General features: G+C 41.2%; 13 protein-coding genes. 7 read left to right on the top strand and 6 right to left on the bottom strand.

The genetic code is table 11. From position 1 onward, the window contains the following. On the bottom strand, positions 1-4,118 hold a 4,118-nt coding region (locus tag MK385_RS07865), incomplete at its 3' end, for a YSIRK-type signal peptide-containing protein (protein WP_268725756.1). Between the two features lie 617 nt (positions 4,119-4,735). Between MK385_RS07865 and MK385_RS07860 the strand changes: the two genes are divergently transcribed. Further along, positions 4,736-5,365: an MBL fold metallo-hydrolase gene (locus MK385_RS07860; RefSeq protein ID WP_268725755.1), complete on the top strand. Its 630-nt coding sequence runs from the start codon at positions 4,736-4,738 to the stop codon at positions 5,363-5,365. A 38-nt stretch (positions 5,366-5,403) separates the two neighbouring features. Here MK385_RS07860 and MK385_RS07855 read toward each other — a convergent pair whose 3' ends face one another. After that, positions 5,404-7,296, bottom strand: coding sequence for a M13 family metallopeptidase (locus tag MK385_RS07855; RefSeq protein WP_268725754.1), 1,893 nt, complete (start codon positions 7,294-7,296; stop codon positions 5,404-5,406). A 179-nt stretch (positions 7,297-7,475) separates the two neighbouring features. On the opposite strand from MK385_RS07855, the gene MK385_RS07850 reads away from it, so the two are divergent. The 6 genes from MK385_RS07850 (at position 7,476) to MK385_RS07825 (ending at position 11,866) form a co-directional block, all read left to right on the top strand. Continuing rightward, positions 7,476-8,201, top strand: a complete 726-nt coding sequence (locus tag MK385_RS07850; RefSeq protein WP_268725753.1) for a metal ABC transporter ATP-binding protein — start codon at positions 7,476-7,478, stop codon at positions 8,199-8,201. Then, positions 8,195-9,043, top strand: coding sequence for a metal ABC transporter permease (locus MK385_RS07845; RefSeq protein ID WP_049479091.1), 849 nt, complete (start codon positions 8,195-8,197; stop codon positions 9,041-9,043). Before MK385_RS07850 ends, MK385_RS07845 begins: the two co-directional genes overlap by 7 nt. Before the next feature lie 25 nt (positions 9,044-9,068). After that, on the top strand, positions 9,069-10,001 hold the full coding sequence (locus MK385_RS07840) for a metal ABC transporter substrate-binding protein (RefSeq protein ID WP_000733063.1): 933 nt from the start codon (positions 9,069-9,071) through the stop codon (positions 9,999-10,001). 115 nt (positions 10,002-10,116) lie between these two features. Next, complete coding sequence (gene tpx / locus MK385_RS07835; RefSeq protein WP_268707906.1) at positions 10,117-10,611, top strand: thiol peroxidase; 495 nt, start codon at positions 10,117-10,119, stop codon at positions 10,609-10,611. 83 nt (positions 10,612-10,694) lie between these two features. Continuing rightward, on the top strand, positions 10,695-11,345 hold the full coding sequence (locus tag MK385_RS07830; protein ID WP_268725752.1) for a metal-dependent transcriptional regulator: 651 nt from the start codon (positions 10,695-10,697) through the stop codon (positions 11,343-11,345). Positions 11,346-11,452: 107 nt separating this feature from the next. Beyond that, complete coding sequence (locus MK385_RS07825) at positions 11,453-11,866, top strand: hypothetical protein (RefSeq protein WP_268725751.1); 414 nt, start codon at positions 11,453-11,455, stop codon at positions 11,864-11,866. A gap of 31 nt (positions 11,867-11,897) precedes the next feature. Here the strand turns inward: MK385_RS07825 and dtd are convergent, their stop codons facing one another. The 4 genes from dtd to MK385_RS07805 form a co-directional block, all read right to left on the bottom strand. Continuing rightward, entirely contained in the window at positions 11,898-12,341 is a 444-nt protein-coding gene (gene dtd / locus MK385_RS07820; RefSeq protein WP_007517747.1) for a D-aminoacyl-tRNA deacylase, read from the bottom strand. Between the two features lie 29 nt (positions 12,342-12,370). Next, positions 12,371-14,587 (bottom strand): RelA/SpoT family protein, encoded by a 2,217-nt coding sequence (locus tag MK385_RS07815; RefSeq protein WP_268725750.1) that lies wholly within the window; start codon positions 14,585-14,587, stop codon positions 12,371-12,373. A gap of 149 nt (positions 14,588-14,736) precedes the next feature. Further along, on the bottom strand, positions 14,737-15,867 hold the full coding sequence (locus MK385_RS07810) for an ABC transporter ATP-binding protein (protein ID WP_268725749.1): 1,131 nt from the start codon (positions 15,865-15,867) through the stop codon (positions 14,737-14,739). 114 nt (positions 15,868-15,981) lie between these two features. After that, positions 15,982-16,851 carry a PucR family transcriptional regulator gene (locus tag MK385_RS07805; RefSeq protein WP_268725748.1) on the bottom strand — a complete coding sequence of 290 codons (870 nt, stop codon included), beginning with the start codon at positions 16,849-16,851 and terminating at the stop codon, positions 15,982-15,984.

Below are 16,851 nucleotides of genomic sequence, written 5' to 3'. Positions count from 1 at the left end.
TTCTTAGTCTCTACGAAGCGGTAGCCTGGAATATCTTTCTTAGGTTGTTCACCGTCTTCGGTTGGGTGGCCTGGAATTTCATTGCCTTCCTTATCCTTATGACTGGTCTTCACTTTTTCGTAGACATGTTCTGTGTCGCCGTTTGGAAGTTTCTTAGTCTCTACGAAGCGGTAACCTGGAATATCTTTCTTAGGTTGTTCGCCGTCTTCGGTTGGAATTAATGTATTCCCCTTAGTATCTACAAATGAAGTAATTGGACGGACAGTTGGAGTGTATTTTGCAGTTATTTCTGTTCCGTTCTTATCAACTCGTTTGACTGTAACTCCTGAAGCCTTCCCAACAAAGTCTTTTTCTGGTGTGAAAGTTACCACACCATTTTCATCAATGGTATAAGTTCCTTCTCCCGGAACAACTTTCTTAGTTGTGCCATCATCAAAGGTTGGTTTAACATTTTCATCAATTTCAACAGTCTTCTCTACACCGTTTACTTCAACTTTACCACCAGTAAAAGTTGGTGTACCGTTTTGTGTTTGTCCTTTAGGTCCTTCAGACTCATCATCTGTAGAAGTTGGTTTAACAGGTACTACAGTTGGAGTATACGTTGCTGTAGCAGTTGCTGTAATATCCGTATCATTAGCATCTTTTCCTAATTTTGCAGTAAGTGAAACTGTGACAGGTGTAGCTGTACCAGTAAATGTCTTCAATGGAACAAAAGTTACTTCACCTGTTTCATTATTAATTGAGTAGGTACCCTGACCATCAATTGTTAGAGCATCAACAAATCCACCTGTTTTTGGATCTACTAACTTAGCAGGCGAAGAAGCACTTGGTTTTACTGGTGATCCATCTCCAACAGATGTAAAGGTTGGAGTTTCTTTTTGAGTAGCACCTTGAATATCAGTCGAAGTCACATTATGTCCTTCAATCGTATCAGTTACTGTAATATGGTAGGTTGTTGTAGCGGTTGATGAATCAACTCCATGATCAACTCCCGACTCAGTTCCACCGATTGTTGCTTCAGTAGTATAATTTCCATTACTATCAATAACATCAATCTTAACAGTATATACTCCTACTTCATTTAAGCTATATCCACTAGCAATATTATAGTTATTTGCATCTTGTTTGGTATCAAATACTTTTTGAACTCCTGAAGGCGATGTTACTGTGATTCTAGTGATATAGGTAGTTTTCCCATATTTAATATCTTCAGAGTCTGAGATGCTTACTGCAGCTTTTGCTTCATTACGAAGGTCAACAGCTGTACCTTTTGTTGAAGTATAATCTTGTGAAGTTGCTGTTGGTTTTGTATTTACTACAGTTGCCACATCAGTATTTGTTGCAATCGTCCCTCTAATAATACCACCAAATCCTGACTTAGTATGAACTTCCCAAGAGTCATTTTCAAGCTTAGTAGCAGTCACTTCAGTTCCATCAGATGACGCCCAGGTATTTGAATGTTTATCGTAAGTGACAGTTACTGACATTCCATCTCCTACCTGATTAGTATTCTTAGAAACATAAATCGTTTCTGGACGAGTTGGCGTTTCTACACTTGTCACTTTCCCAGTGCTATCAAGCTGTCGAATGTACTCATAGATATAAAATTTCATACTACCGTCTTGTTGAGCTTCTGTGTACACTTGACGTTTAGTCCATCTTGTCGTACCATCACCATTCAGTATTTTACTTTCAGCATAGTCGCCAGGTAACTCCCAGTGTCCGGTAGCCTTATTAAAAGTCGCAGTATGTTTTTGCCCATCCGTTCCATTTAACTCAACTTGTTCACGTAAGAAAGTTCCCTTCACATTTTCAACAGATGCTTCCATTTTAATATTGTCCACACCAACTTTGGCAGTCGCCTCTGATGTCACAGGAATATTAAAGACTGTATCTGAATCTACAATACCTAATTCTTGATTTTCAGAAACAGCTGTGTTGGTTGAAGCACTGTCTACGAGCCATTTGCCATTAACTGCTTTTAGATTGGTTACAGTACCATCCGGCATTGTTATCTTAGCACTTGATGTACCTTTAGAAATTTTAACTGGTACAACCGTTGAGTAAGTCTCAACGTTTTGAACCTCAACCTTTGGTTTCACAACTAATGTTACGGTAGCATGTGCTTCTTGTCCAGATTGGTTCCAGACATTATTATTAGCCAACTTATCATAATCTTTTGCAAATACGGAGACTGTGTAAATTCCTGCTTCAGTTAATTTTCCAGAAATGATTCCTCTCCCCATATTCGTTCGATCAGCAGCTTGCTCTTCAGAAGTACTATTCGCAACACTATATTTAGTTCCTGGAATTAATACTTTGGAATCATCTAATGCTTCACCAATAGTATTATATCCCGAAACTCCTGTTACTGATTTAGAGAATCTTTGAGGTACTCTTACAACTTTGCCTTCAACCGTCGTATAGTTATAAGTTCCTCGACTATTTGCTGGTATTGCACTTGCACCTGACTCATCATAGAATTGAATATTTACATTAGCATCGTCACCAACAATACGATCATAACGCTCAGAATCTGATTTTATTTTAGGAGGCGTACTATCTTGCCATCCGACCCAACCAGCACGAAGATTCTGAATTTGGAAAGTTACCGTACGACCGTCTGTATTGGTCGCAGTAATATTAAATCGTAAATCATAAACTCCATTTTCAATATCCGCTATAACTTTTCCTTGAATTGTGTCTGTTTCTGAATCGTATGTCAATCCCGGCACAAGGTTAGTTGGGGTTACAGAAGTTAAACTCCAACCAGCTTGCTTGGCATTTTCAGAAACAGCGATACGATCTTTCAAGCCTTTAATATAAACTCTGTCAACTCCTTGTTCATACCCATAGCCATAAATTTCTGTAGCTAGGTATTCATAACCACCGTTAGCAGAGTATATTGACGTCGCAGCGTTTGAAATTCTTGACCCATCCGCACGAAGTTTGTTTCTCCAAAGAGGTGCTTCTTCTGCTAATTTTTTAGCGGCATCAGGAGTTAATGGATAGTCTACACGTCCTTTGTTGTTATGACCAGTTTTTCCACCTTGTTCTGTATGCATCCCATTTCCAGCATTGGTATCTTCACCAGTCCGTTGATTAGAATAGACTTCAATCTCTAACCCTGTAGCATCAGTACCCGTAATTAATTTAATTTCTTGTACCGGAATTGTATAGGTATCTTTACCAGTATGATTTGAAGCGTTTGTTTCTGATGCATGAGTTGTGTTAGAACCCTCTTCGGCATAGAAATCTTGAACAGCCAAAGCTACTCCAAAGTTTCCATCTTTTCCGATTCCTGCTTTCTTCAAATCATTGTAGACAGCAATAATGGAATCATTTAAGCGTGACAATTGATCATTGATTTGTTTAGCTGTAAGGGTATCATTCGCTAGGACTTTTTTAGTTTCTGCAATAACTTCTTTATTATTAGCTATCGCCGCCTCAATTGCCGCTTTGTTTTCAGCCTCAAGCTTATTTTTCCGGACTGCTTCATCTGCAAGAACATTTGTCACTTCCGCTTCTGACGTGACCTGTTCCAAAACCTTTTTAGATTCTTCTACAGCTTTTTCTGTAGCAGTGGTCGCCACTGGTTTGACTGCTGTAGTTGCTGCTGTTTCCTCAACTTGTTTCCCATCTTCGTCTGACTCAACTACAACTGTAATCAAAGCTTCAACTTTAGCATGCTCTGCATCGATATCAGCCTGTTTTGCAGTTTCGTTTGCAAGAACTGCCTTTGCCGCAGTCAATACTTCATTTGCAGTAGCTATCGCTGTTGTATCAGCTTTCTTTGCAGATGCAATCTTCGCTTCTAACTCAACTACTTTTTTAGTCAGAGCAGTCTTATCAACTTTTTTAGTCTCTACTACTTTTTCTGACGCCTTAGCTTCAGATTTCTCCGCCGTTATAGTTGACTCCGACTCCTTTGTTGCTACTGGTGTTGTCGTTGCCACTGTTGCATCTGCACCTTGTACTTCCGCTGCCGATACCGCACCATTACCTAGGAACATCATCAAACCGGCCGCAATTGCCACCGACGCTGCCCCAAAGCTGTACTTCCGAATGCCATAACGAATGTACTTCTCCGTTCTAAAATCCTGTTGTTTACTCTTCATAAGATACACAACCTCCCTATTTTTATTATGTCGATATTGAAATATAGAAAAACAAAATTTCTTTCTCTCCTTAAAAAGGCTTTTAAATTTTGATATTTCAAAAGGGTTATATCCTCATATTCAATATGCATATTCATACTAACATTTTTTATATCTTTTTCAATAACTTTTATAATTTTATTTAAAATAAAATTATAATATTCAAATTATTTGATTCATAAAACTCTATTCAAACCCTTTATTTACAAGCTGTAAACCTTGTTTTTTGTTATTATATGGAAATAAATAAAATACTATTTAATGTATCAAATTGTTATATTTATATTTTGATACCCTTCGCAAATGTTATTTTTTAACATATTTTATTTATAATTATAACTATAAAATCCAAATGCGTTCTCAATAAAAGAAACTGTATTTTTATCAGTTATTTCTTATTTGTTCTATGTTCTTATTACCATTCAACTAAAAATATAACAAGTCTTCTCACAGCAATTTCCTTCTTTTTTTAACATAAATCAACCAACCTTGAATACAAAAGTGGGACTTTCTTTTCACTTTATTTCTCTCTTCTATGCTATACTTAGTTTAGTACATTCTTTGAGATTGGAGCCAGTATGAAAATCCATAAAACCGTGAATCCCGTTGCCTATGAAAATACCTACTACATAGAGGGAGACCAACACCTGATTGTGGTTGACCCAGGTAGCCATTGGGAAGCTATTCGCAAGACTATCGAAAAAATCAACAAACCAGTCTGCGCGATTCTCCTGACCCACACCCACTACGACCATATTATGAGTCTGGACTTGGTTCGTGATACTTTTGGAAATCCCCCAGTTTATGTAGCAGAGAGTGAAGCTAGCTGGCTTTATACACCTGTAGATAATCTCTCTGGTCTCCCTCGTCATGATGATATTGCAGACGTGGTCGCAAAACCTGCAGAGCACACCTTTGTCTTTCATGAAGAATACCAGCTTGAGGAATTTTGTTTTACAGTTCTACCAACCCCAGGGCACTCTATCGGCGGCGTTTCCCTGGTCTTTCCTGATGCCCATCTTGTCTTGACCGGAGATGCTCTTTTCCGAGAAACCATCGGTCGGACAGACCTTCCTACAGGTAGCACGGAACAACTCCTCCATAGCATTCAGACGCAACTCTTTACTCTTCCTAACTACGATGTCTATCCTGGGCATGGTCCAGCTACGACTATCGCTCACGAAAAGACTTTTAATCCCTTTTTCTAGCAAGCAAAAAACCAAGGAAAAAATCCTTGGTTTTTGTCTTACCAAATAATCACACGGTCCTCTGGTGAACGCCACATGCCGTCGCCTTCTTTGACATCGTATGTTGTAAAGAAGTCATCGAAGTTTGGTACTTGCACATTGACACGGAGTTTGGCAGGCGCGTGCACGTCGACACTGGCCATGAGTTTCATCAACTCAGGACGGCCTTTCATACGCCAGATACGAGCAAAGTTGTGGAAAAATTCTTCGGCTGAGAAGTCTGGTTCTCTCTTGGCTGCTTCAAGGGCTGCAGCAATTCCTCCCAAGTCAGCAACGTTTTCAGACACGGTTAGTTTCCCGTTGATTCTTGCTCCGTAAGATTCTTGTCCATCAAACTGGTCGATAACTTTCTGCGTTTTTTCTTTAAAGGCATCATAGTCACTCTCTGTCCACCAATCCTTGAGGCTACCATTTTCATCAAAGGACGCACCATTTGTGTCAAAGGCATGAGAAATTTCATGAGCAATAACAGCACCAATACCACCATAGTTGGCAGAAGACGACTGATTCAAGTCATAGAATGGAGCCTGCAAAATAGCAGCTGGGAAAACAATCAAGTTCTTCTGAGGATTGTAGTAGGCATTGACCATATGAGCTGGCATCCCCCACTCCTTGTAGTCAACCGGTTGGTTCCACTTGCTCCAGCTGTGCTTGATTTCCACACGCGCGAAGGCAAGGGCATTCTCAAAGAGACTGGCAGTTTCGTCCACTACCTTGTCCTTGTAGCGTTCTGGCAATTCCTCTGGATAACCGATATAAGGCTTGATGACATTGAGTTTGACAATGGCCTTGTCTCGCGTTTCAGGTGTGAGCCAGTCGTTCTTAGCCAAGCGTTCCTTATAAACGTCAATCATAGTCGCTACTTTTTTCTCTACGTCAGCCTTAGCTTCTGGGGAGAATTTTTCATGCGCATACCAGAGACCAAGAGCTTGCTTGAAAGGACCTTGGGCCAAGTGATAAGCTGCCTTGACCTTGTCCTGAGCTTCTGGCACACCTGAAAGGGCACGACCATAAGCACCTGACAAGACACGAATCTCATCTGTCAGATAGCTGGTTGAAAGATTGACCACACCCAAAATCAAAGTCGCCTTAAGCAAAGGCCATGCTTCTTCACTATAGAATTGGTCTGCTGCTTGCCAGAAACGTTCCTCATCTACGATAACCTTGTCTGGAGTCTGTCCAATCACTGCTTGGAAGAAATCATCCAAAGGTAGGGCAGGAGCAAATTTCTTGAAATCTTCATAAGCGTATGGATGGTAGAGTTTGGCATATTCTGAACTTTCTTCGTTAGAAAGCACTACAGCCGCAATACGACGGTCCAATTCCAATCGTTTCTCTAGTAAGTCTGCGATTTCCTCATCTGAAAAATCATAGGCTTTGAGAAGATTCGCAGTACTTTCCTTCCAAAGAGTCAAGAGTTCCTCACGCTGAGGATGGTCTTCAGCATAGTAAGTTGTATCTGGCAAGATAGTTCCTGGTGCACTGGCCCAGAGAACATTGGTTCTGGCATCCATAAAGTCTGGTGATACTCCAAATGGAAGGAAGTTTGGCTTGCCTGCTAGTTCAAATTCTGCCAGTTTGCTGGTGAAATCTGCGAAACTCTCCAAGTCTTGGTATTCCTTAAGTAGAGGAAGGACAGGCTTGATTCCATCTGCTTCTCTCTTGTCAAAATCACATACCATACGATGGTACTTAACAAAGTTTGCAAGGATAGTATCCTCTGGGACCTCTTCACCTGCCAACCACTTGTCCGTAGTCGCCAGCATCAACTCTTCAATTTCCTCGTCAAGGTCAATAAAACCACCTGTTCGAGATTTGTCAGCTGGAATGACAGCTGTTTTTTCCCATTCGCCATTAATAGCATCATAAAAATCGTCTTGATAACGTGTCATCTTGTTCTCGCTTTCATTTTTTCACTTATTCTTAGCTTAGCAAAAAACACTTGGGAATGCAATTAAAAATGGTCTCTCTTTTTTCTTCATTTTTCAGTTATTATTTTAAATTTTTCAAAAATTAACTTGACTTAATTTTTTTTTTAATGTATATTAAAAGATAGGAGGAAAACAACTGTATGATACGTATCAAAAACCTAAGTGTCTCCTACAAAGAAACGTTGGCACTAAAGGATATTTCACTAGTGCTCCAAGGACCAACTATTACCGGAATTATTGGTCCAAACGGTGCTGGAAAATCAACTTTATTAAAAAGTATGTTGGGAATTATCCCACACGAAGGTCAGGCCTATCTCGATGACAAAGAAGTCAAGAAATCTTTACATCGAGTTGCCTATGTCGAGCAAAAAATCCATATCGACTACAATTTCCCTATCAAGGTCAAGGAATGTGTCTCACTGGGACTCTATCCATCTATCCCGCTCTTCCACACTTTAAAGGCCAGTCACTGGAAAAAAGTGGCAGATGCACTTGAAATCGTTGGACTCTCAGACTATGCTGATCGCCAAATCAGTCAGCTCTCTGGAGGACAATTCCAACGTGTTTTGATTGCCCGCTGCTTAGTGCAGGAAGCTGACTACATCTTTTTAGATGAGCCTTTCGCTGGAATTGACTCGATTAGTGAAGAGATTATCATGAATACGCTGAGAGACCTTAAAAAAGCTGGTAAAACAGTTCTCATCGTCCATCATGACCTCAGCAAAGTCCCCCATTATTTCGACCAAGTTTTGCTTCTCAATCGAGAATTAATAGACCTTGGTCCGACTAAAGAAACCTTTACCGAAGCCAATCTTAAGAAGGCCTATGGTAGCAAACTCTTCTTTAATGGAGGTGACCTATGTTAGCAGAATTTATCGATGGATTGCAACATTTCCATTTCCTACAAAACGCCTTGATAACAGCTATAGTCATCGGGGTGGTTGCTGGAGCTGTGGGATGTTTTATCATCCTACGTGGAATGTCTCTCATGGGGGATGCCATCTCTCACGCAGTTTTGCCCGGCGTAGCCCTTTCCTTTATCCTGGGAATTGATTTCTTTATTGGAGCCATCATCTTTGGCTTGATGGCCTCCATCATCATTACCTACATCAAGGGAAACTCTATCATCAAGAGTGACACTGCCATTGGTATTACCTTTTCATCTTTCTTAGCCTTAGGTGTCATCTTGATTAGTGTTGCCAAGAGTTCGACAGACCTCTTCCATATCCTTTTCGGGAATATCCTCGCTGTCCAAGATACGGACATGTGGATCACCATTGGTGTGGGGGCATTGATTCTCTTGATTATCGGGATTTTCTTTAAACAACTATTGATTACATCCTTTGACGAGCTCCTAGCTAAAGCCATGGGAATGCCTGTCAATTTCTACCACTATCTGCTCATGGTGCTCTTGACCCTTGTGTCCGTCACCGCCATGCAAAGTGTTGGAACTATTCTTATCGTGGCCATGTTGATCACCCCAGCTGCGACGGCTTACCTTTATGCGAATAGCCTAAAGAGCATGATTTTTCTTTCATCAACCCTAGGGGCAACCGCTTCTGTTTTGGGACTCTTTATCGGCTATAGCTTCAATCTCGCAGCAGGATCCAGCATCGTGCTCACATCTGCCAGCTTCTTCTTAATCAGTTTCTTTATCTCTCCAAAGCAACGATACTTGAAACTAAAAAATAAAAAAATCAATAAATAAGGGGAAACCCTTCTGGAGGAATCTAATGAAAAAATTAGGTACATTGCTCGTTCTTTTTCTTTCTATCATTGGATTAGCTGCCTGTGCTAGTGGGAAAAAAGATACAGCATCTACAAACCAAAAACTAAAAGTTGTTGCTACAAACTCAATCATCGCTGATATTACTAAAAATATCGCTGGCGATAAGATCGATCTTCACAGTATCGTTCCTGTTGGTCAAGACCCACACGAGTACGAACCACTTCCTGAAGACGTAAAGAAAACTTCTGAGGCTGACCTCATTTTCTATAACGGTATCAACCTTGAAACAGGTGGCAATGCTTGGTTTACCAAATTGGTCGAAAATGCCAAGAAAACTGAAAACAAAGACTACTATGCAGTTAGTGACGGCGTAGATATCATCTACCTTGAAGGTCAAAACGAGAAAGGCAAAGAAGACCCACACGCTTGGCTCAACCTTGAAAATGGGATAATTTATGCTAAAAATATCGCTAAACAGTTGATTGCAAAAGACCCTAGCAACAAGGAATTCTACGAAAAAAATCTCAAAGACTATACTGAAAAGCTAGACAAACTGGACAAGGAAGCTAAAGAGAAATTTAACAATATCCCTGCTGAGAAAAAACTCATTGTAACCAGCGAAGGATGCTTCAAATACTTCTCTAAAGCTTACGAAGTTCCAAGTGCCTACATCTGGGAAATCAACACAGAAGAAGAAGGAACACCTGAACAAATCAAGACCTTGGTTGAAAAACTTCGCCAAACAAAAGTTCCATCACTCTTTGTTGAATCAAGTGTCGATGACCGTCCAATGAAGACTGTTTCACAAGACACAAATATCCCAATTTACGCACAAATCTTTACTGACTCAATCGCTGAAGAAGGTAAAGAAGGTGACAGCTACTACAACATGATGAAATACAACCTTGACAAGATTGCTGAAGGTTTGTCAAAATAATCCATTAAAAACGTCATTCTCACCGAATTGGCGTTTTTTTACACTTTCCGGTCAAATCATTGGAAAAATCTGATAATTCTCGGTAAAATGAAAGAAAAAAGAATGGAGTAGTTTCATGACCACTTTTCTCGGAAATCCTGTAACTTTTACAGGTAAACAACTGCAAGTCGGAGACAAGGCACTTGACTTTTCTCTTACAACAACCGATCTCTCTAAAAAAACGCTAGCTGACTTTGATGGAAAGAAAAAAGTCTTGAGTGTTGTCCCTTCTATCGATACTGGTGTCTGCTCAACGCAAACACGTCGCTTCAACCAAGAACTAGCTAACCTCGACAACACCGTCGTTCTTACCGTTTCTATGGACCTACCATTTGCCCAAGGACGCTGGTGCGGGGCTGAAGGCCTTGACAATGCTATCATGCTTTCAGACTATTTTGACCATTCTTTCGGGCGCGATTATGCCCTCTTGATCAACGAATGGCATCTCCTTGCACGTGCCGTCTTTGTTCTCGATACTGACAATGTCATCCGTTACGTAGAATACGTTGACAACATCAACACGGAACCAGACTTTGAAGCTGCCATTGCTGCAATAAAAGAACTGGACTAAAATCAAAGCCATTAGGGCAGAAGGCTAGAGAAATCTAGCTTTTTTTGATATACTAGATGGAGAGAAAAGACAAGAGGAAACGAATGACGCCAAATAAAGAAGACTACCTAAAATGTATTTATGAAATCGGTACGGAGATGCAGAAAATCACCAATAAGGAAATTGCTGCCCGTATGCAAGTCTCTCCACCTGCCGTAACAGAGATGATCAAACGCATGAAAAGTGAAAATCTCATCCTCAAGGATAAGGAGAATGGCTATCTATTGACAGATATTGGGCTCAAACTAGTCTCCGAACTCTATCGCAAACACCGATTGATTGAAGTCTTTCTGGTTCACCATCTCGACTATACCAGTGACCAGATCCACGAAGAAGCTGAAGTCCTAGAGCACACTGTATCCGATCTCTTCGTAGAGAGACTGGATAAACTACTTGGCTTCCCTAAAACCTGCCCCCACGGAGGAACCATCCCAGCCAAAGGAGAGCTCTTGGTTGAAATTAACAACCTGCCTTTAGCAGATACCAAAGAAGCTGGAACCTATCTCTTGACTCGGGTTCATGATAGTTTTGAACTACTCAAATATCTAGAAAAGCATGAGATTCATATCGGTGACCAAGTCAAAGTCAAGCAGTTTGATAATTTTTCCAATACCTTTACACTGGTCAACAAAGGTGAAGACCTCCAAGTTAGTATGGATATCGCCAAACAACTCTATGTCAAAAAAATCAACTAAGCCCTTATCCTTGAAAGAAATTCCTTTCAGGGATTTTTTATTATTTTAGTTGTAAGTTCCATTCGTTTGGTGTAGAATGAAGCTAGATAAAAGAGGGAGGTCTTCCTATGAAAAAGCTCTTTAGAATCCATTTTGCAGCCATTGTAGTCAGCGATTTGCTACTGTTGGTAACTTTCAGACCCCGATACGAACTTTCTTTGGAGAGAGGCCTGATTTTTTGCTTCATTTTCATCCTTGCTCAAGGACTACTGCTATTTCGCTTGGTCAACCGACTCAAACATCATTTCGTTGAGATTTATCCTCAAATCAATAAAAAGATTCGCTTCTACTATTTAGGGGTTCTCGTCAGCGATTTTCTATTATTTATCTTTTTAACCATCACTGGTCCTCAATATTTCTACTCTCTTACTCCAGTCTTTACTTCCTGTCATTCTACTTTATATTATATGACGGCTAGCCACCTAAGAGAAAACTATCCCGACTTTTACAACAAACACATCGCCTTCTGGGAGTGTCTATAAACAAAAACCAAGCCAACTGGGCTTGGTTTTCTTATCTATTTTTAGTATCAAGAATGATGGTAACTGGCCCATCATTTACCAGCTCCACCTGCATATCCGCTCCAAAGATGCCTGTCTGAACAGGCACTTCCTGAGCTAGCTTTTGGTTGAAAGCCTCATAAAAGGCAGCTGCCATATCCGGCTTGGCTGCACCTGTAAAGGCGGGACGATTGCCTTTCTTGGTATCCGCAAAGAGGGTAAACTGGGAAATAGAAAGGATTTCCCCTTCAATATCCTTGACAGACAGATTCATCTTGCCTTCTGCGTCTGAAAAAATCCGCATGTTGACGAGCTTTCTCACAGCATAGTCCAAATCTTCCTCTTGGTCCTCTGGACCAACACCGACCAGCAATAAGAGTCCCTGATTGATTTTTCCATGAACCTGACCTTCGATACTGACTTGAGCTTTTTTAACCCGTTGGATAATGATTTTCATAATAGCCTTTCTAGTAAGAGCTAGGACAATTAGCCATTAGTCCGTTTAACAGAGTAAACCTCTGGCACACTCTTAATCTTATCCACGACTGTGGTCAGTGTAGAGAGGTTGGAAATACCAAATGAGACATGGATATTAGCAAATTTCATATCCTTGGTTGGTTGAGCATTAACGGTTGAGATATTCTTGGTTGTGTTGGAGAGAACTTGCAGAACATCATTTAAGAGTCCTGTACGGTTGAGACCATAGATATCGATGTGGGCAGTGTATTCCTTGCTTGAGAATTGATCTTCCCATTCCACATCAAGGAGACGTTGCTCATAGTTTTCTTGGGCACGGAGATTCATACAATCCACACGGTGAATAGCTACACCGCGTCCCTTAGTAATGTAGCCGACAATGTCGTCACCTGGCACTGGATTGCAACACTTGGCAATCCGAACTAGGAGACCTGAAGCACCTTCAATGACCACGCCACCCTCATGCTTAACCTTGAGGGTTTCTTTGTTCTCAACCTTAACTTCGCCACCTTTGACAAGCTCTTCTGCTTCCGCCTTGGCCTTAGCGCGTTCTTCCTCGCGGCGTTCTTTTTCTGTCAAACGGTTAAAGACGGTAATAGCGCCAATTTCTCCAAAACCAATGGCAGCATAGAGAGCTTCCTCTGTCTTGTAGCTAGTCTTTTGAAGGACCTCGTCCATGTGACGCTTGTCCATAAACTTATTGGCCACATAACCGTTTTCTTGGAACTGGGCCATCAGCATCTCACGACCCTTGTTAACAGATAATTCCTTGTCTTGATTTTTAAAGAACTGGCGAATCTTGTTGCGCGCCTTGCTGGTCTTGACCATGTTTAGCCAGTCACGACTCGGTCCAAAGGAGTTGGGGTTGGTGATAATTTCAACCTGATCCCCTGTCTTAAGCTTGGTTGTTAGCGGAACCATACGGCCATTGACCTTGGCACCAGTCGCTTTTTCACCGACTTTGGTATGAATTTCATAGGCAAAGTCAATCGGTCCTGAATCTTTCGGAAGGGAGCGAACCGCACCATCTGGAGTAAAGACGTAAATCTCCTCCGCCAGATAGTTTTCTTTAACAGAGTCCACAAATTCCTTGGCATCATCAGCCTGGTCTTGGAGCTCCATCATCTCCTTGATCCAGTTCATCCCAATAGCAGATTCCTTGCTGTTGACCTGCCCTTTAATACCTTTCTTATAAGCCCAGTGAGCTGCTACCCCGTACTCAGCCACCTCGTGCATTTCTTTAGTACGAATCTGAAATTCAATCGGCCCTTTTGGCCCATAAACAGTTGTATGGATGGACTGGTAACCATTGGCCTTACGATTGGCGATATAGTCCTTGAAGCGACCTGGCATGGGTTTCCAAAGTTCATGCACATAACCCAACATGGCATAGACGTCACTATGAGTCTCTAAGATACAGCGAATGGCAATCAGGTCATAGATTTCCTCGAAACGCTTTTTCTTATCTTGCATCTTACGATAGATCGAATAGATATGCTTGGGACGGCCATAGATTTTCCCTTTTAGATTGCGTTCGGAAGTGTACTCCTCTAGCTTTGTCACGACTTCATCGACCAAAGCCTCTCGCTCTCTGCGTTTTTCCTTCATCATGTGAGTAATCTTGTAAAACTCAGTTGGATTGAGATAGCGGAAGGACAAGTCTTCTAACTCCCACTTGACGCTAGAAATCCCCAGACGATGAGCAAGTGGTGCATAGATTTCCATGGTCTCTCTGGAAATCCGTTCCTGCTTGTCTTTTCGTAGGTGGTTAAGCGTTCTCATGTTATGCAAGCGATCAGACAGTTTAACCAAGATAACGCGAATATCCTCAGACATGGCCATGAGCATCTTGCGGTGATTTTCTGCTAATTGCTCCTCTATTGATTTGTACTCGACCTTACCAAGCTTAGTCACTCCATCAACAATGATACGAACATCATGACCAAACTCTTGCTCTAAATCATCCAGTGTCGCATCCGTATCCTCAACCACGTCATGCAAAAAACCGCAGGCAACCGTCACGGCATCTAGCTTGAGTTTAGCTAAAATCCCTGCCACCTGAATGGGATGAATAATATAGGGCTCGCCAGATTTACGGTATTGACCACTATGGCATTCAACGGCGTAAACCAAGGCTTTATGTACAAAAGCAACATCTTCTTTTGATAAATATTTTTGCGTTAAAGCGACAACCTCATCGCCCGTCAAATTCACTTCTTTCGGCATCTATTCTCTCCAATTCTTCCTACCATTTTATCACTTTTTTAAGAATAATAAAACTAGAAAAGCCTGTTTTCATGCCTAGCCTCTGCATTTAAATAGAAAAAGCACTGCAAGAGAAACTCTGCAGTGCTTTGCTATTCTATTTATTTATCTTAGTAGATTGTTTTCTCAGTTTCTACGTCGAAGAAGTGCGCTTTGTTCAAGTCAAATCCAAGTTCAACTGTTGCACCTGTTTGCAAGTAGTCACGAGCATCCACTTTTGCAACAAATTCATCTTTACCAACTTGGCAGTAAAGGTGAGATTCTGAACCAAGCAATTCTGATACAGAGATAGTTGCTTTAACAACTGATTCTGGGAATGTTTCAAGGAAAGCAGGTTCTGCATTCACATCTTCTGGGCGGATACCGAAGATCAAGTCTTTTCCTTCGTAGCCTTTGTCACGAAGCACTTTCAAAGCTCCTTCTGGAACTTTCAAGCGGAAACCGTCAGAAACAATTTCGCTACCAACCAATTTCACGTTGATGAAGTTCATAGCTGGGCTTCCGATGAATCCTGCTACAAATTTGTTAACTGGGTTTTTGTAAACTTCTTGAGGAGTACCGATTTGTTCTACACGTCCGATAGTACCTGTACCAGCAGGGTTCTTAGTTGCTGACATGATAACGATACGGTCGGCAAGTGTCATCGCTTCTGTTTGGTCGTGCGTTACGTAGATAGTTGTAGCACCGATACGACGGTGAATCTTCGCAATTTCAGCACGCATAGATACACGAAGTTTGGCGTCCAAGTTTGACAAAGGCTCGTCCATCAAGAACACTTTTGCATCACGGACGATCGCACGCCCCATGGCAACACGTTGACGTTGACCACCAGAAAGGTCAGCAGGTTTACGATCCAAGAACTCTTTCAAGCCAAGGATTGCTGCAGCTTCTTGCACACGTTTGTCGATGTCTTCTTTGCTGTATTTACGCAATTTCAAACCGAAAGCCATGTTGTCATAAACAGTCATGTGTGGGTAAAGAGCGTAGTTTTGGAATACCATGGCGATGTCACGGTCTTTTGGAGCTACGTCGTTGACAACCACGCCATCGATAGATGCAGTACCTTCTGTAATGTCTTCAAGACCAGCGATCATACGAAGAGTTGTTGATTTACCACATCCTGAAGGACCTACGAAAACGATAAATTCCTTGTCTTTGATGTCCAAGTTGAAGTCTTCAACTGAGTAGTGTTCGCTGTTTGGATATTTTTTGTAAATGTTTTTAAGATTTAATTCTACCATGGAAGGTGAACTCCTTTTATTTTTTGATAGTTATATTATAAATGAAAACGCTTTACATTTCTATGGCAAGGTGACCAAAAAAATAAAAAAGTTCTGTGCAACTTGCACAAAACTTTAGAGAATATCTGGTAAAATCAACTGATAGCACAAGGTGAGATCCGTCAACTCCTTCAACTGAAGCCCTGTTAATTCTTCCCATTTATCAATCTTGTATTGAAGAGAATTGCGATGCAGATAGAGTTGCTGGGCTGTTTTAGTTAAGACAGCACTGTTTTCCCAGAGAGAAAGAATGATCTCCTGAATCTGATCTTGGTCCAGAATCAACTGACGAAGGTATTCTTTGATAAATCTATGGTCAACCAGCCCTTCCCCAAGACTCCAAAGATAGAGCTGTGAAAAAGTATGAACCCCTTGATGACCTTGACGCCACCATGCCTTAAACAAGTCCCGCTCTGCTTGGATTAAATCTGACAAAGCCTGATACCCAGTCTGTGACCAGACCTGCCCCAACATGATAGACAGACGAAGACCAAAATCATACTCTACTGCCTCAATCGTATCGGATAAGATTGAGCGAACAGAGCTGTATTTATCTTGCTGGAGAATAAAAACATAGTCCTGAACTCCGACCTGCAACACTGTCTGGCAGTTAGGAAAGAGGGTCTGCATCATATCCAGCCAAGAGGCTAGATTTTCCTGTTGGTAATAGGATAGATGGCAATAAACCAGTTGTATCTTTTTAAAAGTTTGAGGCGCCTGCCCCTTTCCCTCGATCAGATAGGAATACCAAGGATTGAGTGAACTAGCCTGCTCCTGCTGGGTTAAAAGGGCAATTAACTGCTTTTCACGTTCAGTGAGATTGGTCTCCTCCAGTAAAATCCACTGTTGAGAAGATAGAGGAAGTGTAAGATATCCTAGTTTCTCTATTGGCTGATCTGAAATCTGAGCCTCAGGAAACCAGTCTAGTAATTCTTTTGCAAGCAT

The sequence above is a fragment of the Streptococcus oralis genome, assembly GCF_026782125.1.
GTDB classification, from domain to species: domain Bacteria; phylum Bacillota; class Bacilli; order Lactobacillales; family Streptococcaceae; genus Streptococcus; species Streptococcus oralis_CE.
This window is presented reverse-complemented; position numbering and strand designations above follow the sequence as displayed.

Excerpts from the sequence above, each read along its gene's own strand:
- dtd (WP_007517747.1), bottom strand. The coding sequence starts at position 12,341 with ATGAAAATCATTATCCAACGGGTTAAAAAAGCTCAAGTCAGTATCGAA.
- MK385_RS07850 (WP_268725753.1), top strand. The coding sequence starts at position 7,476 with ATGATACGTATCAAAAACCTAAGTGTCTCCTACAAAGAAACGTTGGCA.
- MK385_RS07855 (WP_268725754.1), bottom strand. The coding sequence starts at position 7,296 with ATGACACGTTATCAAGACGATTTTTATGATGCTATTAATGGCGAATGG.
- MK385_RS07845 (WP_049479091.1), top strand. The coding sequence starts at position 8,195 with ATGTTAGCAGAATTTATCGATGGATTGCAACATTTCCATTTCCTACAA.
- MK385_RS07830 (WP_268725752.1), top strand. The coding sequence starts at position 10,695 with ATGACGCCAAATAAAGAAGACTACCTAAAATGTATTTATGAAATCGGT.
- MK385_RS07815 (WP_268725750.1), bottom strand. The coding sequence starts at position 14,587 with ATGCCGAAAGAAGTGAATTTGACGGGCGATGAGGTTGTCGCTTTAACG.
- MK385_RS07825 (WP_268725751.1), top strand. The coding sequence starts at position 11,453 with ATGAAAAAGCTCTTTAGAATCCATTTTGCAGCCATTGTAGTCAGCGAT.
- MK385_RS07805 (WP_268725748.1), bottom strand. The coding sequence starts at position 16,851 with ATGCTTGCAAAAGAATTACTAGACTGGTTTCCTGAGGCTCAGATTTCA.
- MK385_RS07840 (WP_000733063.1), top strand. The coding sequence starts at position 9,069 with ATGAAAAAATTAGGTACATTGCTCGTTCTTTTTCTTTCTATCATTGGA.
- tpx (WP_268707906.1), top strand. The coding sequence starts at position 10,117 with ATGACCACTTTTCTCGGAAATCCTGTAACTTTTACAGGTAAACAACTG.
- MK385_RS07860 (WP_268725755.1), top strand. The coding sequence starts at position 4,736 with ATGAAAATCCATAAAACCGTGAATCCCGTTGCCTATGAAAATACCTAC.
- MK385_RS07810 (WP_268725749.1), bottom strand. The coding sequence starts at position 15,867 with ATGGTAGAATTAAATCTTAAAAACATTTACAAAAAATATCCAAACAGC.